Source organism: Streptomyces sp. NPDC111656 (genome assembly GCF_055656965.1).
On sequence record NZ_JBVKCA010000035.1, the window covers coordinates 1 to 24,939 of the forward strand.

The following is a 24,939-nucleotide window of genomic DNA, read 5'->3' on the forward strand; positions in this document are numbered from 1 at the left end:
CCACCCCCCGGATCATCAACAACAGGAGGGGGAAGTCATGCCGGACCCGAAGGCCGGAGGCCCCATTGCGGAGCCACGAAGACGGTAACGGGGGGAGGAAGCGGCGTCGCGTCCGACGGCGCGTTCACGCGGCCGACGGCACGCGGCGGCCGCGGCGGTCGGGGCGTGTGCGCTGGCGGCCGTTTTGGTATGGCATCACTGGGGTGGAGACCACGTGCCGGTTCTGCGGGGTGCGCCGGCCGGCGCACCGACCTGGCCCTGGCCGCTGCACCCGACGGCGTCCCCGTCGGGTACGCCGTGCGGGCCGGTCGGTTGCCAGGGGCTCGATCCGTATCGGCAGCGGTGCGACCAGGACGCGGTCACGGTGCACCGTCTCCGGGCGCTCGGGCGGACCCTGACGCTGCGCTGGAGCCCGGCCTGTCACGCCGGCTGGGCCGAGGTCGAGCCGGCCCAGGGAACCTCGGGGCTGCTGGTCGCCGGGGACGACGGAGCGCGGCAGACGGCGCCCGCGGGTGCTGCGTGGACGGCGATGATCCCCGGCGGACCCGATGCGACGCGAGCCGCCGTGGTCGTGGCCCACTACCAGCTGGGGTGTCGGAGTCCGACAGCTGGGCCGACGCCCTCACCGGCGGCACTGGGCCAGGGTGACCGCGTCAGGCGCAGTTCACGGAACCGCCCGACGTCCCAGACCTGGTAGACACCGCGTGGCATTAACGGTCTGAACTGGCCCCACTTTTCCGGCTCCAGGTGGCCCCATGCCGTCGTGCTAGGAGTCTGCGTTCCGGCTTGACGCGGCCCCGGCTTCCGGTCACGCGTGGCTCCAGCCGACGATGGTCGGCGATCTCCTTCACCCCTCGTCACGAGTCACACCACGTCAGGTCGTTGACCCACCGTGGCGGTACTCCTCCGAAGGCATCGAGTCCCATTCGGTATTGGCGCCGTCGCGCGTCACCATGAACAACGGACGCGATCTCACGACCTGCCCGACGAGTTGCCCGCGCATAACGACCCCGGGATCATCCGGTCCTGCGTATCCCTCGGGCATGTAGCGAAAGTGCCCGTCCACCGCCTCGGCATGCGCGATTTCGTCGCTCTCCAGTTCCAGTAGGTCCCTTCCGACCAGCGAGATTCCGTCGTGCCCGACCTGAGGACCGTGGACGGCGTCGGCTGCGATGCAGAACAACCCCACAGCCTGGCTCACGTAGGCCGTGACGGCAGGCGGTGAAGGGGCCACCCCACGACGGACCTCGATCTTCCAAGTCGGCGAGAAGATCGCGTGGTCCCGTGGGCAATCGCTGACCTCTGTCTGGCCGAGAACCTGAGCCGCCTCGACCACTTCGTCGACGGTCATGCCGAACCGGAGCGGTCCGACGCCCACCGTGGGTGCATAGGACCACTCATCCCGATCGGCGACTCCGGAATCGGCTTCGGTCTTGAACGTCATAGTCGCCCCTTGGAGACACCTGAGATCTTGCCACCGCCCATCATGTCAATCGCTGACCAGCAGCCTGCCGGGTGCCGCCGGGCGTGAGCTCCGCCCAGCCTGCCAGGGACCCCAGTGAGTTCCAGGCGGCTAGCCTCGCTGCTGCTTGGCCCTGGTCTGGGCAAGTCGGTAGGACTCGGTGCCGGTCTCGATGATCGTGCCGTTGAAGGTCAGCCGATCGACGATCGCCGCGCACAGCCGAGGGTCGGTGAAGGTCTTGGTCCAGCCTCCGAACGACTCGTTCGAAGCGATCGCAACACTGTTCTTCTCCTCTCTCTCCGTCAGAACCTGGAACAGCATCTCGGCGCCGCGGCGGTCCAGTTCGAGATAGCCCAGCTCATCAATACAAAGGAGGTCGACGCGCCCGTAGCGGGCGATCGTCTTGGTCAGCTGTTTCTCGTCGGCAGCTTCGACGAGCTCGTTGACCAGGCGGGCGGCGAGCGCGTAGCGGACCCGGAAGCCGGCCATCGCCGCAGCGGACCCGAGTCCGATCAGCAGGTGGGTCTTGCCGGTGCCGGAGTCGCCGATGAGACAGAGCGGCTCACCCCTCTTGACCCACTCGCAGGTGGCGAGGTTGTTGACCAGAGCCGGTGTGACGTTGGGGTTGGCCGTGTAGTCGAAATCGGACAGCCACTTCGAGCGAGGAAAGCCGGCCGCGCGGATGCGACGCTCGGAGCGTCGGCGGTCGCGGTCCTCGCACTCGGCCATCAGCAGTTCGGCGAGGAAGCCGCGGTAGGACAGGTGCTCGCGTTCGGCGCGGGTCACGGTGTCGGCGAACTGGGCCCGCATGGTCGGCAACCTGAGGACGCGGCAGGCGGTGTCGATGGCGGCGTCGGAGGCGGGCTCGGTCAGGGTGTGGTGCGGGACGGTCATCGGGGGTCCCTTCCGGGTCGGTGGTGCAGGAGCTGGTCCCAGCGCTCAAGCGCTGGCAGGGGACGCTGGTCGGGTGGCAGGCGGGCGGTGCGGCGTTCGGTCAGGCTCGGCAGCGGCAGCTCGGGCGGTGCGACGGGTTCGGGTAGCGGGACGGTGACGGTGACGGTCGGGGAACGGCCCTCGGTCTCGGCGGCCTTGCGAGCTTCGAGAGCGACGACATCCGCGGTACAGGCCCCGACCGCGAGCGCGGCCCGGATGCAGGCGACAACGTCGCGGTGCTGCAGGTGCCGGTGCAGCAGCAGGACGTGGACCAGGGCTTTCGTGCCGTCGGTCTCGCCGAGGGTGTGCTTTGCAGCAGACCAGAACGCCTCGTGGGCGGGAGTGAAGGTGCCAGCGCGACGGGCCTGATCGAGAGCCTCGGAGCCCGCGAGGGCTCCTGGCTTGGCCAGCAGGAATTCCAGGAAGTGGTCCAGCATCACCCGTTCGGCGCCTTTCGTGGTCAGGCGCGGGTGGCGGGCGATCTCGGTGCGGCCGTGGAAGACGACGACCTCATTCGAACGGAGCAGGACGTGGACAGTGCGGCCGATGAAGCGGACCGGGACCGAGTAGCGGCAGACGCGGACGGCGACCATGCCGTAGCGGTCGACGCGCGGGTTGAAGGCCAGCCCGGTCTCGAACGTCTCACCGGGGAGAGGCAGCAGGAGCGGGGCCTCGTGGGTGAAGTCCTGGCCGATGGTGCGGATCCGCATGCCGATCCGCCGTGATTCCTCGGCCTGTTCGAACGCGGCGAAGGCGTCGTTGAGCTCGTCGAGGGAGTCGACCCGCGGGACTGGGGTGAGGTAGTTGCGCCGCCAGTAGCCGACCTGGCCCTCGACGCCGCCCTTCGCGGCTCCGCTTCGCCTCGGTGATCAGCGTCTTCGACAGCGCGCCCGCACTCGGAAACGCAGCACCCTCCCGCCGGGCCCGCTCCCGGGCGGCGACCGCGTCGTTGTACACCACCCGCGCACACCCGAACGCCCGCGCCAGCGCAACGCGCTGACCGGGCTCCGGGTCGAGGCGGAAGGCATACCGAAGCTGCATGATCCGGACGCTGACACCCACCACCGACAACCCCATCTGATCAGCCGAACCCAGCCCCGCCGGACCACTCATGCACTGCCGTCACGCGGGCGACACCGGCCCAGACGTAGGGCTGCCCGGCTCCGCCGCGCAGCCCTACGGGCGCTCCGCGCCCGCTCCACCCGGCACCGCGACGCTCCGCGTCGCGGCCACCGGATGAGCTTCACCCCCCAGGCTGAAGCCTGGAGCACTAGGCAAGAAGTCCGGTAGCGGAACCACGTCTGGTCGAGACCGTTCCAGTGGGCGTACCCCGTGGCCACGTTCACCCGGGCGTACTTACCAGTCCGTCTTGTTGTCCCAGATATAGAGGGCAGCGCTGGGCTGCTGCCTTCCGCCGACCTTCCGGTCGCACTCCATGTACCGCACGCCGACGGAGTTGTGGTCCGCGGAGATGGACTTCCACTTGGAGCAGGTGACGGCACTGGCGGCGGAGTTCGGCGTGGCGGCGGCCGCCACGGCGGAGGTCGCGGCGATCTCGGCGACCGCGGCGAGCGTCGCGCAGGAGACCGCGATGCGGATGCGTACGTTCATAATCGTTTCGAATTCCTTCGTCCTGGGTCCGGGGCGGCGAGTCCTTGTGTGCCGACCTTTGCTCCTACGACGGTGGCGGCCCCGCCCCTGAGGCCGCGAGGGACGGCCGGGAAGTGACCGCTTCCCGGGAAGCGTCAGATGCTGACCTGCGGGAACTCCACTCGCGGAGACAGAACGGGGGGACTGCTGGGACGGTGGGCGATCGAACAGGCCGGGCGGTCACACGGCTGAGGGGCGGTTGTTCCACGCGCGGCTGCCGCACCGTCTCTACTGGGTCCGCGGACGCTGGAACATCTCCCTCATCCGCAACAGCTGCCGGGGATGTCGCGACGCCGTCGAGCACGGCGTCGCGATCACCCGCTCTGTACCGCCGCAGTGGAATGCGTACTCTCGCGGCATGCATTCACATCTGACCTTCCACAACCCTCCTGCCCTGCCGCATGACGTGGTGGTCGGGACGTTGGAGAGGGCGCTCGGGGAGCAGGCGCATGAGCCCGAGGCGGCGGGCGCTCTGGTCGGGAGGCCTTGAACGGCGACGACCGGGAGTTCGTCGAGCACTGGTGCGTGCAGGTCGGAACGCGGGCTGTGTCCGGCAGCCCGCTGCTTGGGCTGGCCGGTTTGTGCCTGGGGCATACCGCTCGACGGTTCGGACATCTCAGCGATGAGGCTATCGCGCTGGCGTATTACTTGGCGGCGCGTGCCGAGGTGGATTCGTCGGACGTGGACGGTCGGGCGCTCGGCGGCCTCGATGACGTCCGGAGCTTTCTGCATCTCTGGTGAGGCGAAATGATGGAGCGGCGGATCATGCTGCCCTGCTCAGTGTGGTCGGCGTGGTCGGTGATGTTGCCCGTCGCGATCACGCAGGGTGAAGATGTCGTGTGACTTTGGCGAATACTGCGAGGTCGTTCCCTGACACTGCGCGACCTTCTAATCTCAGCTTATGGACTGGTTGATGGCCGCGTGGGTGGGGGTGGCTGGTGGTGCCACCATGGAGGCCGTCGACGTCATCAAGTCCGTCAAGTGGCACCGCAAGATGCCATGGAACGTGCAGCCGGACACGATCGAGCCTCCTCGGCGCCGGCCCGATGTGCGGCCCGGCGAGGAGCAGTTGCCCGCGCCCGGCTGGCCGGGCTATTGCGTTGCCGCGGTGCTGCGGTTGTTCGTGAGTGGGGCCCCAACGGGCGCTCTCGCCGCGACCTACCCGCACAGTGTGAACCCGCTTGTGGCCTACATGGTCGGCTTAGGGGCACTGTCGGCCGTTCAACAGCTCGCCACGCTGGTGCCATTGGCGGTCAAGAGCGCCGGCCGGGCCGCGTTGGGCGGTGTGGCCGAGGAGGCACAGCAGCAAGCCCTTCAGGGGCAAGCACAGCAGGCGTACGGTTACGGCCACGCCAACGGTGTTCCTCTCCGGCCACAGGTAGCAGGCCCTCCCGCAGACAGTGCGCAGCCGGACACAGGCATCACCGCGCCACAGGGATCATCAGACGCAGGGGGCAGGTATGACGCCGGCCGCTGAATCCTTCGTCGGCCGCGTCCTGGCCGTCATTTCGCGCCGCTCACCAGGCTTTCGGCCGCCTACCGGGTCGTTCAGGCCGGTCGACACTCGGGTACGGACCGTCATCTCGCCAACTCCTTCGCCTACCAGCACTTCCGAACCGCCCGAAGGAACCCGAACCGACACGAACCGCGCTGCGGCAAAGCCGAGTGGTGTCGCGAGCCCGCGCCGACCTCCCCTTGCGCGCCGTCTGCTGACTCCAGTCCGGGGCATCCGGGTGCACCCGGCGAAGGCGTCCGACGCATCCGTGCGGAGTGGGTCGGAAGGGGAGCAGAAAGCACAGTTCATCGACCGCACGAGCAGCCCCGTCCCGCCCCGCGAGCCGGGCGAGGACCGCCTGGGACACGGCTCGCGGTGGGAGGACCCGGCTCCGCGGTATCTGCTGAGCGAGGACCGTCAGGAATACGAGCGGATCCTCGATGAGGCGCTGCGCTCCGCCCCACACCGCCCGGAACTCGCCGCTGTCGGCCGGCGGCTCAACACCGAACAGCTGCGCACCATGGCGCTCAACGCCACCGCACTCATCACGGCGGCCGCGGCGACCGAGTACCGCCACTATGCCCATGTCCGCGAGGAACTGAGCCGTCCGGCGCCGTCCACCCCGTGGTCCGCCGACGCGTCCGGCTCCGTGGAACCGGACGCGGGCGCGCTGGGGCTCGCGGCCACTGTGGGAGAGCACGACGAGACCGCCGGAGCGGGCGCGATCGCCGTCGTCGCGGTGCTCGCGCCCGTCCTCGCCGGAACAGCCGCGGCGATCTTCCTGCTCGTGGGGTTCGTTCTGAAGGTCCTCACCCCCGAGCTGGCGTTCGCCCAGACCCTGCTGACCATGGGGTGGGTGTTCGGTGCGGTCACGGTGGCCGCGATCCTGGTCGCCGCGGTCGGGCTGCTGCTCACCGCTCTGCGCAACGGCTCGTCCTCGCTCCAGGCCGGAGCGCCCGGCGAGCTCGACGTGGAGGTGGCCCGGGCCAGGGAAGCCTGGCGCGAGGCTCTGCTGGAGCGCGGCATCATGCCGTTCCTCCGGGAGGCCCTCGCCGATCCGGGCACGGCGGCACTGACCCGTCCGTCACCGACACCGACCACCGGCCGCATGCCGCACCTCGGCTACGACCGGCCGGGGTTCAGCAGCCCCGACGGCGGACCCGCGGCGGGTCCGCGCCCGAGCTTCACCAGCCCGGACTTCACGAGCCCGGACTTCGGGGGGCCGGCCGAAAGCACCCCGTCCACGGGGCCCGAACAGTCCGACTGACCAACGCCGGACTGGGGTGTCAGCGGTATGCCGCCTGGCCGCGTTCGGACTTGTGGCGGGCGACATCGTGACCGGGCGGCAGGCCGAACCGCTCCTGGGGAAGGCCGGCCCCCGGACGCCGACCGGATTGAGCGTGCGCCCCGGACGGCGACCCCGAACGGCGGTCCGACGCACGCCAGTTACAACGGACCGGGCGTGGATTTTCGGCCATGTACGGGACCTCCTGGACGAGGTCTCCTCGCGGACGCCTGATGTTGTGCCCGAGTTGTACTCAATTCTAGGGATTGACCCTGTGCATGGTGGTGCGCTTGCCTCGAAGAGAGCCCTCGGCGCGGGGCCGGGGGAGATGCGTCAACGGGGAAACACAGGGGGAATCGTGTTCAGAACCATGCGTGGGGTGTCCGTCGCGGCGCTCGCGGGGGCGATGGTCGCGCTGTCGGCGACGTCGGCCACGCCGGCACCGAAGCCGGAGACCGAGCGGATCACCTTGTCGGCGACGGGGGAGCAGGGCAACGACGACTCGTTCGGACCGCAATTCAGCGCGGACGGCCGCTTCGCGGTCTTCACGGCGTACGCGTCCAACCTGGTGCCCGGCGACACCAACGGCTTCGGTGACGTCTTCGTGCGTGATCTGCGCAAGGGGACGGTCGAGCGGGTCAGCGTCAGTTCGGACGGCGCGCAGGCCGACAGCGAGTCGTCCGCGCAGGCCGTCAGTGCCGACGGGCGGTACATCCTGTTCCGCTCCAATGCCAGGAACCTGGTCCGCTGGGACCATCCGCCCACGAACCCCGCGGCCGACGACATCTACCTGCACGACCGGCGCACCGGCGCCACGGAGCGGATCAGCGTCGCCCTCGACGGAGGTTCCGCCTTCGCGGCCGGCGCCACCATGTCGGCGGACGCCCGCTACATCGCCTTCAACGCCAAGGCCGACCGGATGGAGACCGACCCCGGCGACCTCTTCGGAGTCGTGTACGTCCTCGACCGCCGCACCGGCGTCGTGGAGCGGATCACCAACCGGAACCGCCCGGACAACCCCGCGCTCCTGCAGGGTCTGAGCGCCGACGGCCGCTACGTGGCGTACACGCAGTTGGTGCCGCGCAGCTCGTACGGTCGCACGTGGGTGCACGACCGCCGCACCGGCACCGAGGAACAGGTCAACGTCAAGCCGGACGGCACCCCGGCGCAGCGATACGCGATGCCCGTCTCGCTTTCCGCGGACGGCCGGACCATCGCATTCGACTACTGGGGTGATGAGGAACTGGTCCCGGGTGAAACCCCCAGTGCCGCCTCCACCGTCTACGTCCGCGACCTGCGCAAGGGCGTCACCCGGCGCGTCAACGCCGGTCCCGCCGACGAGAACCGGGTGCGCGAGCCCGAGCTCAGCCCGGACGGCCGGTATTTGAGCTATCAGGCGGATCCCCGTCTGGCGGACGGACAGCTCGGGCCGGCCAACGTCTACCTCCGCGACCTGCGCACCGGCACCACCCGTCTGGTCAGCGAGTCCGTCACCGGTGAGCCGGTCACGGACGTCTCCGTGGCGGTGTACTCGGTGAGCGCCGGGGCCCGGCGCATCGGCCTGGGCAGCGAATCGGCCCAACTCGCCCTCGACGACACCAACGGTCACTACGACGGCTTCGTGCGTCGCCTCCGCTGAACTCCCCGGTCCTCCACGGGACTTGTGGGGAACAGCAAGGAACTCGCGCGGAACATCAAAGGCATTTGCCCGGCCGACATGGCACTCGCACGGAACAACAGGGGGCTTCCATGCACTTGGCACGCCGCACCACTCTGAGCGCCGCCGTGGTGGCCGCGCTCGCCGGCACCGCGTTGCCGGCCGCCGCCCAGCACTCCTCGCCCGGCCCCGCCCGGGCCAGCGTCGCCACCGACGGGCGGCAGGCCGACGGCGCCTCCGCCGAACCCGTGCTCAGCGCGAACGGTCGCTACATCGCCTTCGTCTCGGCCGCCGCCAACTTGGTCCGAGGGGACACGAACGGCGTCGCCGACGTCTTCGTGCACGACCTGCGCACCGGCCGCACCCAGCGCATCGCCGAGGGCCCGGCGACGGGCGTGGCGCTCAGCGGCGACGGCCGTAACGTCGTTTTCGCCACCACGGCCGCGCTCACCGGGGACGACGACAACGGCCTCGACGACATCTACCTCTACGACCGCCGCACCCACCGGACCGAGCGCATCAGCCACGGCCACCCGGACGCCCCGCCCCGCAGCCGCCTGAACTACTCGCCCGCCATCAGCGCGAACGGCCGGATCGTCGCCTACACCACCGCGACCCCGGACGCCGCCCCCGGCGACACCAACGGCCGGGACGATGTGATCGTCCACGACCGGCGCACGGGGAAGAACGAACTGGTCCAGTACCGCACCGACGGCACTCTCGGGGACGGCGACTCCCTCTCGGCGTCGCTCAGCGCCGACGGACGCCATGTCGCCTTCGAGACGGCGGACCAACTGGACCCGAACCACGACTGGACGCACGCCAGGAACATCTATGTCCGCGACCGGCTGAAGGGCACGACGGAGCAGATCAGCCGACCCACCCGCTTCGTCTACAAGGAGAGTTCGTTCGACTCGTCGATCAGCGCGAACGGCCGGATGTTCGCCTTCTCCTCCAACGTCGCCTCCCTGGTGCCCGACGACACCAACAAGGTCACCGACGTGTTCGCCTTCGACCGGAAGACGCAGACGACCGTGCGTGTCAGCACCGCGGCCGACGGCACCCAGGCCGACGGGGTGAGCTCCGCCGCGAGCCTGAGCGGCGACGGGCGCCGCGTCGCCTTCGTCTCGGCGGCCACCAACCTCGTCCCCGACGACACCAACGGCCTCGCCGACGTCTTCGTCAAGGACCTGAGGACCGGCACCGTCGAGCGGGTGAGCGTGGCGGCCGACGGCACCGAGGCGGACCGGCCGGCGGTGGGCTCCACGTCGCTCGGCGACCACCGGATCGCCTTCTCCTCGGCGGCCACGAACCTCGTCCGCGGCGACACCAACGACACCGTCGACGTCTTCGTCGGGCCGGGATCATGAGACAACATCAGACTGGGTCACGCGTGAGACGGACCTGAGGCCCGCGCGGCACCGGTCTGCCCCCACCCCCCGCTCGATTCACCGCGCGAGGGCGGCGGCAGACCGGTGGAAGGCCGTCTGCGCCTTGCCCGGGCCCGTTGTCAGTGGCGGCGCGTAGGGTCCGATCATGAGTATTCCCGCCGTTGAGGACTCGTGGGGCCGTATCGACGCGTGGCTGTTGCGGCACGCGCCCGTCAGCCACGCCCAGCTGCGGCCGCCGGCGTCGCCGTTGGACATCAGGGCTGCCGAGCGCGCGCTCGGGGTCCGCTTCCACTCCGACCTGGTGGCCTCGCTGAGCTGCCACGACGGTGTGGAACTCCAGCCGGGGGCGCCCGTGTTGACACACTACGGCCCGCTGTCCTGCGTCGCGGACATCGTCAAGAGCACCTCCTTCCTGCGCGGCATCAGCGCGGACGTCCCGGACGACGACGCCCTCGACGAGGATGACGAGGACTACGACGAACTTGCCACGTACTGGCATCACGACTGGCTGCTCATCACCCTTGGCGTCGGCTGGCAGTCCTCCGACGGCCTGTTCCTCTCCTGTCACCCCGGCCGCAACTGGGGCCGCCTCGGCCGCTACTTCGACGAGGACATGCCCTCCTTCACGGGATGGGCGTCCCTGCGCCACGCACTGGCCGACCTCGCGGACGCCCTGGAAAGCGGCCGCCCGTTCCACGGCCGGTCACCGCTGGCGTACGAGGGTGCCCTGCTGTGGGAGGACGAGACGACCGCCGTCCCCGACCCGGTCTCCCCGCTCGCACTGGCCGCCGAGTCCGCCGAACCGGAGCCGGAGCCGCCGACCCCCTCGGAGCCGCTCTTCGTTCCGGTGGGCCGGTCGAACGGCGCGTACCTCGCCATGGTCCGGCACAGGACGCCTCTACCGCCCCGGCCGAACCAGCCCGACGTCGTCTTCGTGGAGCACCTCACCCCGGCCGAACTGCTGCGCAGGCTGGGGGCGATCCCCGACACCGTCCGCCCGCGCACGCGCGCCCGGGCCCGGCAGGCGGCGGACTCGACGTGGGCGGCGTACCGTCCGATGGTTCGCGCGGGCAGCGTCGGCGGATGGGCCTACGCGACCCAGGAGGGTGGCGCCGCCCAGTTCACCCGCCCGGAGGTGCTGCGCAGGGTGTCCGCGGACACGCGCGCGGTCGCCCTCACCAGACGAGGGCCGGAGGTCCAGGTCACGGTCGCTGGGGACGGCGTACCGGGGCCGGAGGGCGTGCGTCATGTCCTGTCGCCGCGCGAGGGCGGCGGTGACTCCTGGCCCGGGTCGACGGCGGCGTACGCCCGCTTCCTGGCCGAACTGGAGGGGGAGTTCGGCATCACGTACCGGCCGGACGACGATACGGACGCGGAGCTGACGAGCGCCCTGCTCCTGCCCGTGCTGGAGGACGTCGACCAGGCCGCCGGCCAGTACGTCGGCATGGTCCGGGACTTCGACCTGGCCGCACTGATCGAACGGACACCGCCTGCCCGGTTGCGTACGGCGATGGCCGCTCAGTTGGGGCGACTGGCGGCGGAGACCCGGTTCGACGTGTACGACGAGGTGAGCGACGCGTTGGCCCGCACATCGCGCGGCGAGACGGTCGACCTCACCCCGGACAGCCTCCTTGACCTGCGTATGCGTACACTCACCGCCGAGGCGTGGGCGGCCCGGCAGAGGGTGAGTGGGCAGCGCGCCTGGCACGACGACAGCGACCCCGTGACCCAGTCCGATTTCAGCGCGTGGGCCCTGCGCGTGGAGGCGGCTCGCGCACTGCGCGAGTTCGTCCATGCGGGGGCGCCGGCGGCTGCCGCGACGATCCTGAGCCGGCGGATGTCCGCGCACTGGAGGACGGAGTTGGCGGCGGACTTGGAGGGGTGAGAGGCCTGCCGATGCCGGCGAGGGACCGACTTGGCGAGCTTGAGCAGGGCGCCTCTACGGAGGCGTCCCACGGTCCTGCCAGATCCCTACCGATACTTGAGGGGACGGATCTGGGTATCTGCCCTGCCGGTTGCCGCCCGCATAGGCCGGGGTGGACCCGACGCGCGGGAAACGCGGTGTCCACGTGTGGGAACGGCCGCAGTCGGCGGTGCGACAGCGAGCCGGAAGGGGATGTTTGCGTGTTTGCCGGCTACTTGGGGCGTTGGGCCGGGCATGAAGATCACTGGCTTCGGCCTCATCCTTGCAGCGGCGCTTTCCGTCGCTCCCCTTGCAGCCACTGTGCCAGCCGGCGCGGCGACGCGCGGAGTCGATTCCCACTGCGGCAAGTACATCTGCGTCATGACCGCACATCAGAGCAAGTTCGTCCAGGACATCACCGTCTACACCAAGGACGGCCTGCCTGGGACTCTGCGTGCCTACTGGGGCGAATTCCGCTCCCCTCGAGTCAGCGCCGCATCCCACAAGTGGACGGTGGGCTACGAGCAGTCCAACCGTCTCGTCTGCGGCGGCCTGGAGCGCGACGGCCGCACCATCGAGGACAACATCTGCGTCACCATCTGAGCGGCTGGGCGTGACCTCCCACGTCCAGTGATGAGCGGGGGCCGGCCGTCAAGGTCTCCCCACTCTGAAGCCGTTCGGATCGGCGCCACGGTGCGGGTGATCCGAACGGCCTTCTCATAGCGACGAGCGCGGGTGACGGGCCAGGACCATGCGCCGACGCCGATGGACCCGGGGAAGCCGATGGGGCCACGGGTACGCGTCTCCGGAGGCCAGGTGAGACCGAGAGTCTTCCCGCAGTCCGACCTGCGGGGAAGCGGGACCCGTAGGGCCTGCCGACCAAGATCATTACGTCCCCATTACGTGGGCGGTCTGTCGAGGGGCGGGACGGGGAATCGGCGCCATCTCAGCAGCGGCCGTCGCTGCCTTCGGCATCCCAGCCGCACTGGCCAATCTCCGGGATCCTGGGGGCCTCTCCGCGCTCCGCGATCCCTTCGCGCCGCACCTTCGAAGCGCTGGCCAGACGGCCGCTCCACGCCACAGCACTGCGTCGTCGCTTGCAGGAGCCGTCTGCCCAGCTCGCCTCACACCCGTTCTGGGACACGACGACCGGCAGGGCGTCGAGCCGCGGAAGCGGATTTCGTGCATTGGACCCATGTGTTGGATCAATGCAGGCACACTCAGTCACGGAACTTCACTAGGGACTCAAGGGGGCGACTTATGGCGGATCCATGGGCGAACGACCATAGGGGTTGGGGGGGAGGCTGGCTCCTCTTCAGAGGAGCGGTACCACAGAGCTGCGGCAGAGGAGCGGTCCCGCAGGGCTGCGGAGGATCAAGAAGCTGAGACCTTTTACCGCCGGTCCGCAGAGAATGGCAGCAGCGTCGAGATGGCGCGTCTAGCCAACTTCTTGAGTCGCCAAGGTGCGGCGGAGGAGGCCGAGATGAACCGTTCCGGGACTGGTGGAGATGGTATGCTCCGCTTCTGATGGAGTCAGGTTGCTGGACAATTGACGATCCAGCAATCTTCGGAGGCCGTGATGCCCCGCAGCTATCCGCCCGAGTTCCGCCGCAAGGTTCTCGATCTCGTCGCATCCGGAAGGAAGGTCGCCGAGGTCGCCCGGCTCCTCGGTATCAGCGACCAGACGATCTAAGTCTGGCGACGCCAGCACCTCATCGACATGGGACAGTTGCCCGGCACGAACAGCACCGACCAGTCCGAACTCGCTGCGGCCCGCAAACGTATCGCCGAGCTGGAGACCGAGTTGGCCATCCACCGCCGTGCCGTCGAACTGCTGGATGAGGTGACGTCCCCAAAAGGCGGTTCGAAGCCATCCGCGTGATGGCCCGCGAGCACCTGCCGGCGCAACTGGCCTGCCGGGTGCTGCATGTCGCCGAGTCCGGGTACTACGCCTGGCGGGACCGTCCACCGTCGAACCGCCTGGTCAAGCACGCCTGGCTGACCGAGGCCATCGTGGGCATCCACACCGCCTCCCACGGCACCTACGGCTCCCGCAGGGTGCACGCCGTGCTCGGTCTGGGCCTGCGCATCCATGTCAGCCACGGCACCGTGGAGTTGCTGATGCAGCGCGCCAGCCTGCACGGCCTGCCCGGCAACCGGCGTCCCCGCTCCAAGCACGTGACTCCGTCGGTTGCCGACCTGGTGGAACGGAACTTCACCCGTCACGCCCGGGACCAGTTATGGGTCACCGACATCACCGAGCACCCCACCTTTGAGGGCAAGGTGTACTGCGCGGTCGTCCTGGACACGCTCTCGCGGCGCGTGGTGGGCTGGTCGATCGACGCCTCACCCACTGCGGCGCTGACCACCAACGCCCTGGACATGGCCATCGGCAACCGCTGCCCGCGGCCGGGCGGCACCATCATCCACTCCGACCACGGAGTGCAGTTCGGCTTCTGGGCATTCACCCAGCGCGCGAGGGCCTCCGGCCTGCTGCCCTCGGTGGGCTCGATCGGAGACTGCGTGGACAACGCGATGATGGAGTCCTTCTGGGCCGAGTTCAGGTCGAGCTGCTCAATCGCAGACGGTGGCGGACGCGGCTGGAGCTGTCCACCGCGCTCTTCGAGTACCTGGAAATCTTCCACAACCGCCAGTGCAGACACTCCGCGCTGGGCATGCTCACCCCGGTGGAGTCCGAACTTCGCACCCCACCAGTAGCCTAAAACCAAGCAACTCGACTCCACCCAACTCGGGACAGTCCGGACTCTCCACTGAACCCGGAACGGTTCAAGCTGTCCCTTGAAGGTCTCGTTGACCGACTCGATGACTTGCCGCAATGGTTTGAACAGGGTTCCGCCGGGCCGCTGCCGTTCGCCCTTGCGGGTCGGCCGTAGCAACTGGATGCCGTGCTGGGCGAGTTCGTGTTCGAAGTCGCGGCCGAAGTAGTTCTTGTCGCCGATCAGCGTCCGGCCTGGCCGGGTGGCGACGAGGTGCGGTTCGGCTGCGAGCAGGTCCAGCAGGTCCAGCAGGGTCTCGCGCTCGTCGGCTTTGGCCCCGGTCAGGGCGAAGGCGACGGGCAGGCCCTGGAGGGTGCACACCAAGTGCAGCCGCAGGCCCCAGAAGAAGCGGCTGTGGCTGGCGCAGTAGCCGTATTGGGCCCATCCGGCCAGGTCGGAGCGTTTGACGGTCTCCCGCGAGCGGCCGCATTCCACCGGGGTGGAATCCACGATCCACACGTCGTCGCTCCATACCGAGGTGCTGGCGGCCAGGATCCGGGTGACGCGGCGCAGCAGCTCGGCGGCCTTGCGTAGCCGTTTGTTGTAGCCGGATCGCTGCGGCAGGTACGGGAACAGATGCCGCAGGTGGCCACGGGCATGCAGGAGCCACCTGGCCTCGGAGGTGAAACCGAGCATGGCCTGCATCATCGCGATGGTGACCAGCTCGGCGTCGGTGAGCTGCGGACCGATCCCTACGGGCGGCCGCCACGGCCCCAAGTCCGGACGCTCCTTTAGCACCTCCCTCGGCTGCGTCATGCCGAGCCGCGGTCAATTCATGGGACCATCGCTCAAGCGGATCACGGCCGCAAGCACGGTGCAATCGTGCGCATGGGCGCCTGCACCACCTTTAATTGACTTGACGTTGCCAGCCGATCGACGTACATCTGCTCCGAGCGGGAGGCTTCTTGCGACCAAGAGGGAGAGCCAAGCCTTCACCGTGAGTGTCAATTGGTCTGATGCACGCCACGATAAGAGGGCCAACGCTCTTGGAGGACGCATGCGCAGGTCGACCGCAGATCTTGTTCTGGCTGGAGCTCGGGTCCGTCTCGGTCGGGGGCATTGGGCTGGATCGGTAGCTGTAAGCGGGGGCAGAATTGTCGCAATCGGGCACGATTTTTACAGCGTTCGCGATCTGATCGGACCTCGTACCCGGGTAATTACGTCACCTGGGGGGCTGGTTGTTCCAGGATTTCAAGACAGCCACGTCCATGCGCCCTTCGCGGGCCTTGATAGACGACGCCTCGCTCTTCATAACGTGAAGGGGCGATCCGCATACCTTGAGGCGATCGCCACCTACGCCCAGCAGCATCGTTCGGATTCATGGATCGTTGGTGGTGGTTGGGCGGCGGAACACTTTCCTAATGGTTGTCCACGGAAGGAGGACTTGGACGCTATCGTGCCTGACCGGCCAGTATTTCTATTCAATGGAGATTTGCACGGAGCATGGCTCAACTCTCGTGCACTTGAGGTGTCTGGCATCACGAAGAAAACCCCGGACCCTGTCGACGGTCGCATCGAGCGCGACCCAGTTACCGGAGACCCATTGGGGACCTTGCAGGAAGGCGCGGCGTACTGGGTGAACGACCACTTTGTTCCGCAGCCAGGACATGAGGAATGGGAAGCAGCCATTCTGAATGCTCAGCGTTACCTGCACTCTCTTGGCGTCACTGGCTGGCAGGACGCCTGGGTCACCCCCGCCACCCAAGCCGCCTACGAGTCACTAGCCATTCAAGGGCGATTGACAGCCCGAGTCGTCGGCGCACTGTGGTGGGACAGGAAACGAGAAATGGAACAGCTCCCTGATCTATTGGAGCGCCGGGAACATGGACTCGATGTTGCCTCACCCATGGCACATTTGGGATCGGGATTTTTCCCGACGTCAGTAAAGATTATGGCGGACGGCGTGCTGGAGAACTTTACAGGAGCCCTGTTGGAGCCGTACTGTGACGGGTGTGGTGGACATAATGACCAACGGGGTGTCACTTATCTAGATCGCGATTTATTGACTGCTGCCGTCACTGAGCTCGATGCTCAAGGATTTCAAGTCCACTTTCATGCGATTGGAGACCGTGCCGTACGAGAAAGTCTCGATGCGATTTCCCGCGCCCGCTCCTCGAATGGCAAGAATGATCAACGCCACCATATAGCCCACGTGCAGGTAGTCCAGCCAGACGACGTAGTACGCTTCAGTGAACTAGAGGTTGTCGCCAATTGCCAAACATTTTGGGCGCAGAGCGCAAGCGAAAGGGACAGTCTAACAATCCCTTTCCTTGGAGCGGAGCGGGCTAAGCTGCAGTTTCCGTTTGCTGCGTTGCTCGCCTCAGGAGCTCGACTCGCCATGGGGAGCGACTGGGCAGTGACCACGGCGGACCCTCTCGAGCAACTTGAGGTGGCTGTCACCAGAACCTCACCCCAGGACCGTGGCTACCCCTCATTTCTCCCCGAACAACGCATTAGCCTGGACGATGCCCTAGACGCATTCACCGCTGGCTCCGCATACGTTAATCACGACGACCAAGGTGGCCGCATTGCGGTGGGCGCCCGCGCCGACCTTGTGTTGCTGGACACCGATATTTTCGCCCCAGGATTCGTCACGGAACATGCGGCACCCATTTCAGATGCACGCGTGCATATCACGGTGGCCGGCGGCTCCGTGGTCTACGACGCCGAAAGCTAGCGAATCAAACCGGCGGCACAGTGGCTGGCGGCGACGCCGGAAGGTGCGGCGCCAACGTCGGCCACCAGGAAGGGTGGTCGAGCACAACCTGTCGGATGGCAGGAGACGATGCGAACATTCCGGCCACGTAATGATCCCAGCAATCGTACGCACCTGTCCCCGGGGCTAGCGATTTGATCATGAGGCCATAGTCGAGAGCATCGGCGAACATGTGAGCTAGAGTCAGGACCTGCTCCCTCTCATCGCCAGGCTCCGGCACAGCGGCACCGTGAAAGAAATACCGATTCAGCTGTGGATGCTGAAAGATGAGCGTACCGACATTGTGGAGTCTTTCGACGCTATTATAAATGGCTGATGCGGCTGCGATTCCGTTGGTGATAGCTGTTTGCTGCGTCAGTTGGCGAATTTGCCGGGCAGAAAACAGAATCGAGAATACGGCTGCTGCAGAAGCTATGACGCCGAAGATCAGAGTGCTCAAGGTCCCCCCTCGCGACACGAAACCCCTGTAGGATTTTCCCCGGTCTGCGGAGTTGAATCCTCGTCTGCACCATCGGCACGGATACCTCGGACGGCCCGGCTTTGCCCAGCGCGGGGCCGCGTTCGACTGACGGTGGGGCGCCTTCGACACGGCCCCATCTGAACCTCAGCCGACGACAGTCAGCCACGACGGCGTCAGTCGGCCAACCAGGCACGCGTGTATCTCGCTGTACTCCCAGCGGCCTCAGCCACGTCGCCGTCGACCAGAGCAAGCCGCGACGGCCGACTCGTGACGGCGGCGCCAGAGCCCTCAGCTTGGGAAGCGACGGCGCTTGGCTCCTGATATCGCTTCTGACCTGGTGTTATGTCGCCGCCGGGCGGCTCCGGAGAGCCGGCTTCGCACCACTGCTCACCGTGGTTGTCCGGTCTTATGGGCACGCTTTGGGCACGCGCCCACACGGGGACGGTGTGCGGGGGCTCGACTGCTCCGTTGCGGTGCTGGACCTGTGGGTGTGGGACGTCCCCGACATGGTCGGCTTGCAGATGCACACTCCTGTCACAGCGTATGCGGTCCGAAGGTCACCTCGACACTCGCTTCAGGGTGGTTCTTCTTGACGACGGCGAGGCAGTGGGCGCCGCGTTCACGCAGGTGGGCGCCGTGCGCGTGCTGGGCGTGCGGGGCACCGGCGGTGAGCGCGGTGTGTTCCAGGTCGAGGGGGTCGAGCGGCGGGGCGAAGGCGGGGATCTCGTGCTCTTGTCGGCGACCTGCTACTGGGCCAGGAACGCTGCCGGTGTGGTCCATCGCGGCCGGCCGTGCGGTCGCGGCTCTGTCCGGGGTGCGTGGGCCGCGCAGTACCTTGCCGTCGGGCGCGGGGCGACGCTCCTGGAGGTAGCGGCCGATCGCGGAGTCCAGGACGTCGCCGTCGATGGCCGTATGTGCAATATCCCGTAGTTCGCCGGGACCCTCAGTTCCTCGGGGCGGGGGTCTTATCAGGCGATTCGCCGCCCTCGGCCTACACGTCTGCGTGTAGATCATGATGATTCATCAGGAATTCCGAAGGACCATCGTGATCCGCACGAACCCACCACCCCCGTCTGCAGACCGACCTGCGGCATGGAGACGAAAGCCAGGACGAACCCGTGGGATGTCGCACAACGCCTTGGCTACGGGCCGGCAGCTCGGGCGGGGGTGCGGCTGCTGGGCTCACTTGCCGGAGCCGACGTGGTAGCCGACGGGGTCGACGGAGACGTCCGGAACGTGGCCGCTGGCGGCGGCGACGGTGATGGTCAGATCGTTGAGATTCACGATCTCCGAGACCGTCTCGTTGGGCGGGGTGACGGAGAGCCGGGTGTAGGTCTTGCCGGAGCCGCTGGTGTCCGGGCTGTAGTGCAGCAGGAAGCGGGTTTCCTCGCCGGGCCCGATGGTGACGGTGGACGCCGAGGCGTCGGTGCGGGCGGCGTCGGGCCCGGTGTCGCCCAGTCCATCGGGGCCCACGAGCTGGACGCCCGGGAAGCCGTGCATGCTGCACGTGCGGGAACCGGTGTTCTTCAGGTTGACGACTATCTCGTCCTTGGTCCCGGTGGAGGAGGTGCTGAGGGCGAGATTGTCGGTCTTGCACTTGGAGCCCGACGTCGAGGACTGGGGCTGGGCGGCGGTTCCGCTGCCCTTGCTGGAGCCGGTGGAGCCGGTGGAGCCGGAGGAGGAACCTGAGGGCGAGGCCTGGCCGCCGGTGGAGGTGCCGTCGGTGGTGGAACTGCTCGCGGCGGTGGAGTTGCTCGCGGTGGTGGACGCGCTGGTGTTGGTGGAAGCGGCCGATCCGTCGCTGCTGGTGCATGCGGTCAGCGAGAGGCCGGCAGCAGCGACGATGAGGGCGAGGGCGGACATCTTCTTGACGCGCATCGGTACTCCTGGGAAGCGGTGTCGTATCGGCCGCTCGCTCACGCTGAGCGGCCACGGTTGTGTCATAGGAGGCCCGTGCCGGGCGATGCGTTGCCGTAGGAGTTGAGCCAAGACACCGCTGTGACACCTGAGTTGACGCGCCGTTACGGGAAGGCGCAGAAACAAGCACAGACCGGGGCCATGGCAACGGCTGCCGGGCCCTGAAGGCACACGCGGTGCAGTCGACCGCGCAACCACCTGGCCCTCCTCGGCCTCACTGCGGCCTCGCGCGCGGGTCCGCCCACCGGTTGGACGGGGCGGCGAACACGTCGCGCCGGTTCAGGGCACGGTGCAGTTGCTCCAGCACGCACACCACTCCGACCGACCGGTCGGACGCTGACGGCGTCGAACGGTACGCCTGTCCGAGGTGTGACGCACAGCCCGGCTCACCGTGCCATTCGCGCGGCGGCGCGGCGCCTCCGGTTACCAGGGGTCCCCGGCCCGCTCCTGGCCGTCCGGCATGCGCGGCATGCGCAAGAGCAGGGTGTCGAACGCCCCCGCACCGTGATAGGTGGGGAGGTTGAGGGTGACCGTAGGGCTGTCGTCCCCGGTGTGCCTCGCCCAGTCCACTCTGGGATCTCGTCCGGCGGGGTCCGGGAACGTCCGGCGCTGCCGTATGGGCAGGGGCTGGGGCGTGTACGGGGCGTAGGACGGGTACGGCGGAATTCCCGCAATTCCCGTACTGCGGTGGATCCCCTGCTCTGCCATGGCTTGTGCCGCGCTGCCGCTGGTCACCACGACCGTGACGCCGACGATGATCAACAGAAGCCCGGGCACCGTCGCGGGTTTGATGCCCTGCCCCATGAACCACCACGCGGCGAGCGCCGCCACCGGAGTCTCCAGCAGGAGCAGGACACTCATGGTCGTCGCCGACGTCCTGCCGAGGACGAAGTTCAGCGAGCCGAGCCCCAGGATCTGGGGGAGGACGAGCAGCCCGAGCAGCGACAGGTGGGTGGATCTGTCGAAGCCGGTGAGCGGGATGTGGGCCAGGAGGCAGACGGCGAGGAGTTCCAGACCGCAGACCAGCGAAGTGAACGTCGAATACAGCGGTGTACTCACATCCGCCCGCGAGCGTTCGCTCAGCGCGGTGTACCCGGCCTGGGCGACGGCTCCGGCGAGGGCGAGAAGGTCGCCGAGGAGCGCCGTACCGCCGGACCTGATGTCGAGACCGCCCGCCGCGGTCGCTCCCACCACCGCGAGCGCGAGACCCGCCCAGGTCCGGCGGGACGTCCGGACACCCTGGCCCGCGGCGATGAGGGCCTGCCAGACGGGCTGGGTGGCCACGAGCGCCGTGGACATGGCAACCGAGGTCAGCCGGGTGCTCGTCATGAAGGCCGCGAAGTGCAGGGCCAGCGCCGTGGCCGCGAGGAAGCCGAAGACCAGGGGCCGCCACTGCTCCCGGCGCAGGATGCCGCGCTCGCCGCGCGCGACGCGTACGACCTCGCGACGGCGCAGTAACAGCAGAAGAGGCCCGAGTACGGCGAAGCCGAGACAGTTGCGCCAGAAGGCCATGGCGAGCGGCGACGCCGAGGCCGCGGCGGTGAGCGGGGCGGTGGCCGAGACGGAGACCACGGTGACCGCCATCGCCGCCATGGACAGCGGATCGAGCCTGGATTTCACGCGTTCGTACCGCCGTCCACGGTCGACCGGGCGGCGGCGGATGCCGGGGTTCCGATGCCGTCGCGCGGGGAACGCGGCGCCGGAACATGGGCGTTCGCATGACGGTACTCCGCACCGTCCCGCCCGCCGCGGCCGCGATCGAAGACGTCCATGCCGTGCGGGCCCAGCCGCGTTCCGTGGCGTACGCGCACGAACTGCCACGGGGCCACGGACATCGACGTGCCGTCGGTCAGCGCGAACAAGGCGAATGAATCATCGGTGGTATGTCCGATATTGGTCACTGGGCACGCGGTTTCTGTGCTGGGAAGTGGCGGCGGCGACTTGGGACTTCGTCAGCGGAGGTGAGACCGTTCGGCGCCGACGTGTCCTCGTCGTTCAGGCAGGAGGCTGTAGGCACCAGGAGCGCGGCAAGGAGAGTGAAGTGCCGGGGTTGCCGGGCGGCCCGGTCTGTGTGTGGGCGGCGGGACGTTCCGCCGCGCGGTAAGGGTTCGGCCGGCCCCGGTGTCACGGAACGCGAACGGCGCGGCTGCACCACGTTCCACCAGATCACGTGGCGCAGGTGCCACTCCATCGGCCTGTACCGGATCCGCGCAAGCACCAGCGACCGAAGACGCCCCGCAGGACAAGGATCATGCCCGCCAGGGCCATGGCGGTGCCCCGACCGGGGTGGTCCCGCAGGCCGGACGGACCCCGGCTGCGGCGGCCACGGGACTGGTGGGCACGGCTGCCGCCACCACGCGGCGACGGCAGCCGTTGAGTCTCCTCGGGGGCGTCAGCCGTCCGAAGTCCCTTACTGGACTGTGGCCGTGAGGGTCACCTCGATGTTCCCCCGGGTGGCGTTGGAGTACGGGCACACCGCATGGGTGGCCTTCATCAACTGGTCGGCGGTGGACTGCTCCAGGCCCGGCAGGTGCGCGGTCAGCGACACGGCCAGGGTGAAGCCGTCGGCCTCCCGCGCGAGCAGGCTCACCTTCGACTGCACGGTCGAGGCCGACAGTTCGACCCCCTGTCCGCGCGCGATCAGGCGGAGTCCGTTGTGGAAGCAGGCGGCGTATCCGGCGGCGAAGAGCTGCTCCGGGTTGGTCTTGTCGCCGCCGGGGCCGCCCATCTCCTTCGGGACCGCCAGGACTTCGTCCAGGACGCCGTCGAGGGATCGGACTTCGCCGTTGCGACCGTCACCGGTCGACAGGGCCTCGGTGGTGTACAGCGCGGACATGTTGTTTCCCTTTCGTGGGTGCCACGGATGGTCGTGGGCAGGTGTGGTGCGGACGCTCGGGCCGCTGTTTCTTCGGAACCGGCACGGGGGAGAGGGGCACCGGGCTCGGCCGGCCCGACCAGGTGGTCCCGGGGTGGTCCCGACCGGGTAGTGCGGTCAGCGGACGTTCACCGGGCGCAGTGTGAAGCCGTCGTTCGGTCGGCCGGCCAGCAGGGCGGCCAGGCCGCCGCTGAGCGCGTAGGTCGTGCCCCGCGGGCCGGCCGTGACGGCGCTGCTGACCGGGTCGGCGACGGTGTCGGTGACCGTGACGGTGGCGGACTTCCAGTGCCGACCGGGGCGCACCCGCTGCACGACGGCGGCTTGGCCGCTGAGCAGTCCGCTGCTGATCGCGGCGATCGACCCGTCCGGCAGGACCCGGATGCCTGCGGTGATGGTCTTGAGACCGGTGGAGAGCCGGACCTCGGCGGCCCGTTCGGGGTGGTGGACCGGTACCCGCACCAGGCTGCCGTCAGCCATCGCGACGATCAGGATGTTCCCGGGCATCCATGCGACGGCGCTCATGCCCACGTCGTTCAGGAAGCCCGGGATATCCAGCTTCCCGGCCAGCAGGTCGTCGTGCAGGAGGACGGAGGCCTGCCCGTCGCGGTCGATGCGGAAGATCGTCGGGGTCAGCTCGTCGACGGCGTACACCGTGCCGTCCGGAGCGATCGTCACGTCGGACACCAGATGCTGCTTGCCGTCGCCCGCGACCCTGTTCAGGTCGGCGTACCATTCCCGGCGTCCGCCGTCGGCGTCGTAGCTCGCGACACCGGCGACCCGGAACCTGGTGGCGGGCGCGGAGCGGTCGGCGAGTCCGTAGTCCACGTCGGTGGCCAGGATCCGGTTCCGCTCGGAGTCCACCCGGACGGCCTGCACGGACACCAGGGCCTGGTCGTCGACGAGGGTACGCACCGTCCCGTCCTGGCTGACAGAGGAGATGGTGCTGTGCGCCAGCGAACCCACCACGAACTTCCGGGAATCCGGGTCGTAGTCCACTGAATGAGGGAAGACCCTCGGCCCCCTGGCCTCGATGACGGCCGCCGTCGGACGGGAAGTGCTGTGGGCCGACGTGCTGGCGAGTCGGCCGGGCGTGGCGTCGGCGGTGTTGGTCAGCGCGGTGCCGAGGGCCGTCATGGCGGTGAGGACCACGGCGATCGCGGAATGTTTCAGCCTCATGGGTCGTGCTTCCTTTCGAAGACACGGTCCGGCCGGTACGCCGGACATCGCGTCCGGGACGTGGTGGGCGGGGATGCCGTGTCCGAGTGAGTCGGGCCGAGTCGAAGTCGGCGCCGCGTGGACGGCGAAGCCGCCGTACCGGGTTCCGGGCCGGTGACGCCGGTCGGCCCCGCCCGTGTTCCGTTCCGGGGCCGACCCTGTGTCCTGCTCGTGGCTCCGAGTGTGCTGGCGCCGGCCGCCTGCAGCCTGCCCCTGCCAGGGGCAGGCTGCCTGGAGTCCTGGTGCTCGATACTCGGCGCATGGACAAGAAGCCGCGGTTGGGAGAGTTCCTCAAGATCCGCCGGTCGCAGTTGCAGCCGGCGGACGTGGGACTCCCGGATTTCGGAGAGCGCCGCCGCGTGCCGGGCCTGCGCCGCGACGAGCTGGCACAGCTCGCCGGGGTGGGCCTGTCCTACTACACGCGGCTGGAGCAGGGGCTCTCGCTCAACGCATCACCGGAGGTGCTGGACGCGCTGGCCCGTGCCCTCGGGCTGGACGAGGTGGAGCGGGCCCACCTGCACGACCTGGCCCGAGCCTCGCGCCGCACCGGCACCCGGCGCAGGCCCGCGCCGGAGCGGGCGGGTGACACGACCCAGCAGTTGCTCGGCGCGTTCGGCGACGCACCCGCGGTCGTGCTCGGGCGCCGCAGCGACGTACTGGCCTGGAACCGCACGGGACACGCACTGTTCGCCGGGCATCTGGACCCGCACATCCCCGATCAGCCCGACCAGCGCCCGAACACGGCCAGGCTGGTTTTCCTGGACGCGCACACCAGGGACCTGTACGACGTGGACTGGCCGAAGAAGGCCAGGGACGCGGTGGGGAAGCTGCGGCTGGCCGTCGGGCAGCATCCGGACGATCCTCGACTGGCCGCGCTGATCGGTGAACTGGCTATGAAAAGCGCGGAGTTCGCCACGATGTGGTCCGAGCACCGGGTCAGGAAGTGGGACCTTGCGACGTACCGCATGCACCATCCGCTCGTAGGCCGCATGCAGCTCAACCTCCAGACCCTCAACGTCCCGCAGGAGGAGGGCCAGCGCATAGTCGTGGCGACCGCCGACGCCGGCACCACGTCAGCTGCAGCCCTGTGTCTCCTCGCCCAGGCCGGTGTTCCGACCGCTGTTCCGACCGTGCGGCAGGCGGGGCGCACCGAGGCTCCGGGAGCCCCACGGGACGGGGCGGACAGCCGGAGCCGGTGATCTG

At 68.6% G+C, this 24,939-nt stretch carries 22 protein-coding genes and 2 pseudogenes; 11 read left to right on the top strand and 13 right to left on the bottom strand.

Annotation, left to right across the window (positions count from 1 at the left end):
• Positions 1 to 214: 214 nt before the first annotated feature.
• Positions 215 to 697, top strand: a complete 483-nt coding sequence (locus tag ACZ7M3_RS48750) for a DUF2690 domain-containing protein (RefSeq protein WP_472072707.1) — start codon at positions 215 to 217, stop codon at positions 695 to 697.
• A 177-nt stretch (positions 698 to 874) separates the two neighbouring features.
• Here the strand turns inward: ACZ7M3_RS48750 and ACZ7M3_RS48755 are convergent, their stop codons facing one another.
• The 5 genes from ACZ7M3_RS48755 to ACZ7M3_RS48775 all read right to left on the bottom strand — a co-directional run bounded on the left by ACZ7M3_RS48755 (position 875) and on the right by ACZ7M3_RS48775 (position 4,006).
• On the bottom strand, positions 875 to 1,444 hold the full coding sequence (locus ACZ7M3_RS48755; RefSeq protein ID WP_472072709.1) for a hypothetical protein: 570 nt from the start codon (positions 1,442 to 1,444) through the stop codon (positions 875 to 877).
• A gap of 129 nt (positions 1,445 to 1,573) precedes the next feature.
• Positions 1,574 to 2,356, bottom strand: a complete 783-nt coding sequence (gene istB, locus ACZ7M3_RS48760; protein ID WP_472072711.1) for an IS21-like element helper ATPase IstB — start codon at positions 2,354 to 2,356, stop codon at positions 1,574 to 1,576.
• Positions 2,353 to 3,105 carry a Mu transposase domain-containing protein gene (locus ACZ7M3_RS48765; protein WP_472072713.1) on the bottom strand — a complete coding sequence of 251 codons (753 nt, stop codon included), beginning with the start codon at positions 3,103 to 3,105 and terminating at the stop codon, positions 2,353 to 2,355. The genes istB and ACZ7M3_RS48765 overlap by 4 nt, the downstream gene beginning before the upstream one ends.
• Positions 3,038 to 3,508 (bottom strand): helix-turn-helix domain-containing protein, encoded by a 471-nt coding sequence (locus ACZ7M3_RS48770; RefSeq protein ID WP_472072715.1) that lies wholly within the window; start codon positions 3,506 to 3,508, stop codon positions 3,038 to 3,040. The genes ACZ7M3_RS48765 and ACZ7M3_RS48770 overlap by 68 nt, the downstream gene beginning before the upstream one ends.
• A 243-nt stretch (positions 3,509 to 3,751) precedes the next feature.
• Complete coding sequence (locus ACZ7M3_RS48775) at positions 3,752 to 4,006, bottom strand: hypothetical protein (protein WP_472072717.1); 255 nt, start codon at positions 4,004 to 4,006, stop codon at positions 3,752 to 3,754.
• A gap of 525 nt (positions 4,007 to 4,531) precedes the next feature.
• Here ACZ7M3_RS48775 and ACZ7M3_RS48780 point away from each other — a divergent pair.
• From ACZ7M3_RS48780 to ACZ7M3_RS48815, 8 genes and pseudogenes are all read left to right on the top strand, one after another.
• Entirely contained in the window at positions 4,532 to 4,786 is a 255-nt protein-coding gene (locus ACZ7M3_RS48780) for a hypothetical protein (RefSeq protein ID WP_472072719.1), read from the top strand.
• 160 nt (positions 4,787 to 4,946) lie between these two features.
• Entirely contained in the window at positions 4,947 to 5,522 is a 576-nt protein-coding gene (locus ACZ7M3_RS48785) for a hypothetical protein (RefSeq protein ID WP_472072721.1), read from the top strand.
• Between the two features lie 376 nt (positions 5,523 to 5,898).
• Positions 5,899 to 6,807, top strand: coding sequence for a hypothetical protein (locus tag ACZ7M3_RS48790; protein WP_472072842.1), 909 nt, complete (start codon positions 5,899 to 5,901; stop codon positions 6,805 to 6,807).
• 376 nt (positions 6,808 to 7,183) lie between these two features.
• Positions 7,184 to 8,464 carry a TolB family protein gene (locus ACZ7M3_RS48795; protein ID WP_472072723.1) on the top strand — a complete coding sequence of 427 codons (1,281 nt, stop codon included), beginning with the start codon at positions 7,184 to 7,186 and terminating at the stop codon, positions 8,462 to 8,464.
• A 110-nt stretch (positions 8,465 to 8,574) separates the two neighbouring features.
• Positions 8,575 to 9,852, top strand: coding sequence for a TolB family protein (locus ACZ7M3_RS48800; protein ID WP_472072725.1), 1,278 nt, complete (start codon positions 8,575 to 8,577; stop codon positions 9,850 to 9,852).
• 166 nt (positions 9,853 to 10,018) lie between these two features.
• On the top strand, positions 10,019 to 11,758 hold the full coding sequence (locus ACZ7M3_RS48805; RefSeq protein WP_472072727.1) for an SMI1/KNR4 family protein: 1,740 nt from the start codon (positions 10,019 to 10,021) through the stop codon (positions 11,756 to 11,758).
• Positions 11,759 to 12,157: 399 nt separating this feature from the next.
• Positions 12,158 to 12,379 carry a hypothetical protein gene (locus ACZ7M3_RS48810; RefSeq protein ID WP_472072729.1) on the top strand — a complete coding sequence of 74 codons (222 nt, stop codon included), beginning with the start codon at positions 12,158 to 12,160 and terminating at the stop codon, positions 12,377 to 12,379.
• A gap of 976 nt (positions 12,380 to 13,355) precedes the next feature.
• A pseudogene (locus tag ACZ7M3_RS48815) lies at positions 13,356 to 14,499 on the top strand (IS3 family transposase).
• A 63-nt stretch (positions 14,500 to 14,562) separates the two neighbouring features.
• On the opposite strand, the pseudogene ACZ7M3_RS48820 reads toward ACZ7M3_RS48815, so the two are convergent.
• A pseudogene (locus ACZ7M3_RS48820) lies at positions 14,563 to 15,309 on the bottom strand (IS982 family transposase); the annotation flags it as partial.
• A gap of 241 nt (positions 15,310 to 15,550) precedes the next feature.
• Between ACZ7M3_RS48820 and ACZ7M3_RS48825 the strand changes: the two are divergent.
• The gene (locus ACZ7M3_RS48825) at positions 15,551 to 17,230 is read left to right on the top strand and encodes an amidohydrolase (RefSeq protein ID WP_472072731.1); all 1,680 of its coding nucleotides are present in this window, start codon (positions 15,551 to 15,553) and stop codon (positions 17,228 to 17,230) included.
• Between the two features lie 4 nt (positions 17,231 to 17,234).
• On the opposite strand, the gene ACZ7M3_RS48830 is transcribed toward ACZ7M3_RS48825, so the two are convergent.
• The 7 genes from ACZ7M3_RS48830 to ACZ7M3_RS48860 form a co-directional block, all read right to left on the bottom strand.
• A complete protein-coding gene (locus tag ACZ7M3_RS48830) occupies positions 17,235 to 17,708 on the bottom strand; it encodes a hypothetical protein (protein ID WP_472072733.1) in 474 nt (157 codons plus the stop codon).
• A gap of 555 nt (positions 17,709 to 18,263) precedes the next feature.
• Positions 18,264 to 18,743: a hypothetical protein gene (locus tag ACZ7M3_RS48835; RefSeq protein ID WP_472072735.1), complete on the bottom strand. Its 480-nt coding sequence runs from the start codon at positions 18,741 to 18,743 to the stop codon at positions 18,264 to 18,266.
• A 168-nt stretch (positions 18,744 to 18,911) separates the two neighbouring features.
• The gene (locus tag ACZ7M3_RS48840; RefSeq protein WP_472072737.1) at positions 18,912 to 19,607 is read right to left on the bottom strand and encodes a DUF4232 domain-containing protein; all 696 of its coding nucleotides are present in this window, start codon (positions 19,605 to 19,607) and stop codon (positions 18,912 to 18,914) included.
• Between the two features lie 462 nt (positions 19,608 to 20,069).
• Entirely contained in the window at positions 20,070 to 21,266 is a 1,197-nt protein-coding gene (locus ACZ7M3_RS48845; protein ID WP_472072739.1) for a DMT family transporter, read from the bottom strand.
• Positions 21,263 to 21,508: a hypothetical protein gene (locus tag ACZ7M3_RS48850; RefSeq protein WP_472072741.1), complete on the bottom strand. Its 246-nt coding sequence runs from the start codon at positions 21,506 to 21,508 to the stop codon at positions 21,263 to 21,265. The genes ACZ7M3_RS48845 and ACZ7M3_RS48850 overlap by 4 nt, the downstream gene beginning before the upstream one ends.
• Before the next feature lie 548 nt (positions 21,509 to 22,056).
• Positions 22,057 to 22,482, bottom strand: a complete 426-nt coding sequence (locus tag ACZ7M3_RS48855; RefSeq protein ID WP_472072743.1) for an organic hydroperoxide resistance protein — start codon at positions 22,480 to 22,482, stop codon at positions 22,057 to 22,059.
• A 156-nt stretch (positions 22,483 to 22,638) separates the two neighbouring features.
• Positions 22,639 to 23,697, bottom strand: a complete 1,059-nt coding sequence (locus ACZ7M3_RS48860; RefSeq protein ID WP_472072745.1) for a hypothetical protein — start codon at positions 23,695 to 23,697, stop codon at positions 22,639 to 22,641.
• Positions 23,698 to 23,996: 299 nt separating this feature from the next.
• On the opposite strand from ACZ7M3_RS48860, the gene ACZ7M3_RS48865 reads away from it, so the two are divergent.
• A complete protein-coding gene (locus tag ACZ7M3_RS48865; protein WP_472072747.1) occupies positions 23,997 to 24,935 on the top strand; it encodes a helix-turn-helix transcriptional regulator in 939 nt (312 codons plus the stop codon).
• The last annotated feature ends 4 nt before the right edge of the window (positions 24,936 to 24,939 follow it).

Coding starts and splice junctions, on each gene's coding strand:
- ACZ7M3_RS48825 (WP_472072731.1), top strand. CDS start 15,551: ATGCGCAGGTCGACCGCAGATCTTGTTCTGGCTGGAGCTCGGGTCCGT.
- ACZ7M3_RS48800 (WP_472072725.1), top strand. CDS start 8,575: ATGCACTTGGCACGCCGCACCACTCTGAGCGCCGCCGTGGTGGCCGCG.
- istB (WP_472072711.1), bottom strand. CDS start 2,356: ATGACCGTCCCGCACCACACCCTGACCGAGCCCGCCTCCGACGCCGCC.
- ACZ7M3_RS48810 (WP_472072729.1), top strand. CDS start 12,158: ATGACCGCACATCAGAGCAAGTTCGTCCAGGACATCACCGTCTACACC.
- ACZ7M3_RS48775 (WP_472072717.1), bottom strand. CDS start 4,006: ATGAACGTACGCATCCGCATCGCGGTCTCCTGCGCGACGCTCGCCGCG.
- ACZ7M3_RS48785 (WP_472072721.1), top strand. CDS start 4,947: ATGGACTGGTTGATGGCCGCGTGGGTGGGGGTGGCTGGTGGTGCCACC.
- ACZ7M3_RS48755 (WP_472072709.1), bottom strand. CDS start 1,444: ATGACGTTCAAGACCGAAGCCGATTCCGGAGTCGCCGATCGGGATGAG.
- ACZ7M3_RS48840 (WP_472072737.1), bottom strand. CDS start 19,607: ATGCGCGTCAAGAAGATGTCCGCCCTCGCCCTCATCGTCGCTGCTGCC.
- ACZ7M3_RS48835 (WP_472072735.1), bottom strand. CDS start 18,743: ATGATCTACACGCAGACGTGTAGGCCGAGGGCGGCGAATCGCCTGATA.
- ACZ7M3_RS48770 (WP_472072715.1), bottom strand. CDS start 3,508: ATGAGTGGTCCGGCGGGGCTGGGTTCGGCTGATCAGATGGGGTTGTCG.
- ACZ7M3_RS48765 (WP_472072713.1), bottom strand. CDS start 3,105: ATGCGGATCCGCACCATCGGCCAGGACTTCACCCACGAGGCCCCGCTC.
- ACZ7M3_RS48855 (WP_472072743.1), bottom strand. CDS start 22,482: ATGTCCGCGCTGTACACCACCGAGGCCCTGTCGACCGGTGACGGTCGC.
- ACZ7M3_RS48805 (WP_472072727.1), top strand. CDS start 10,019: ATGAGTATTCCCGCCGTTGAGGACTCGTGGGGCCGTATCGACGCGTGG.
- ACZ7M3_RS48865 (WP_472072747.1), top strand. CDS start 23,997: ATGGACAAGAAGCCGCGGTTGGGAGAGTTCCTCAAGATCCGCCGGTCG.
- ACZ7M3_RS48860 (WP_472072745.1), bottom strand. CDS start 23,697: ATGAGGCTGAAACATTCCGCGATCGCCGTGGTCCTCACCGCCATGACG.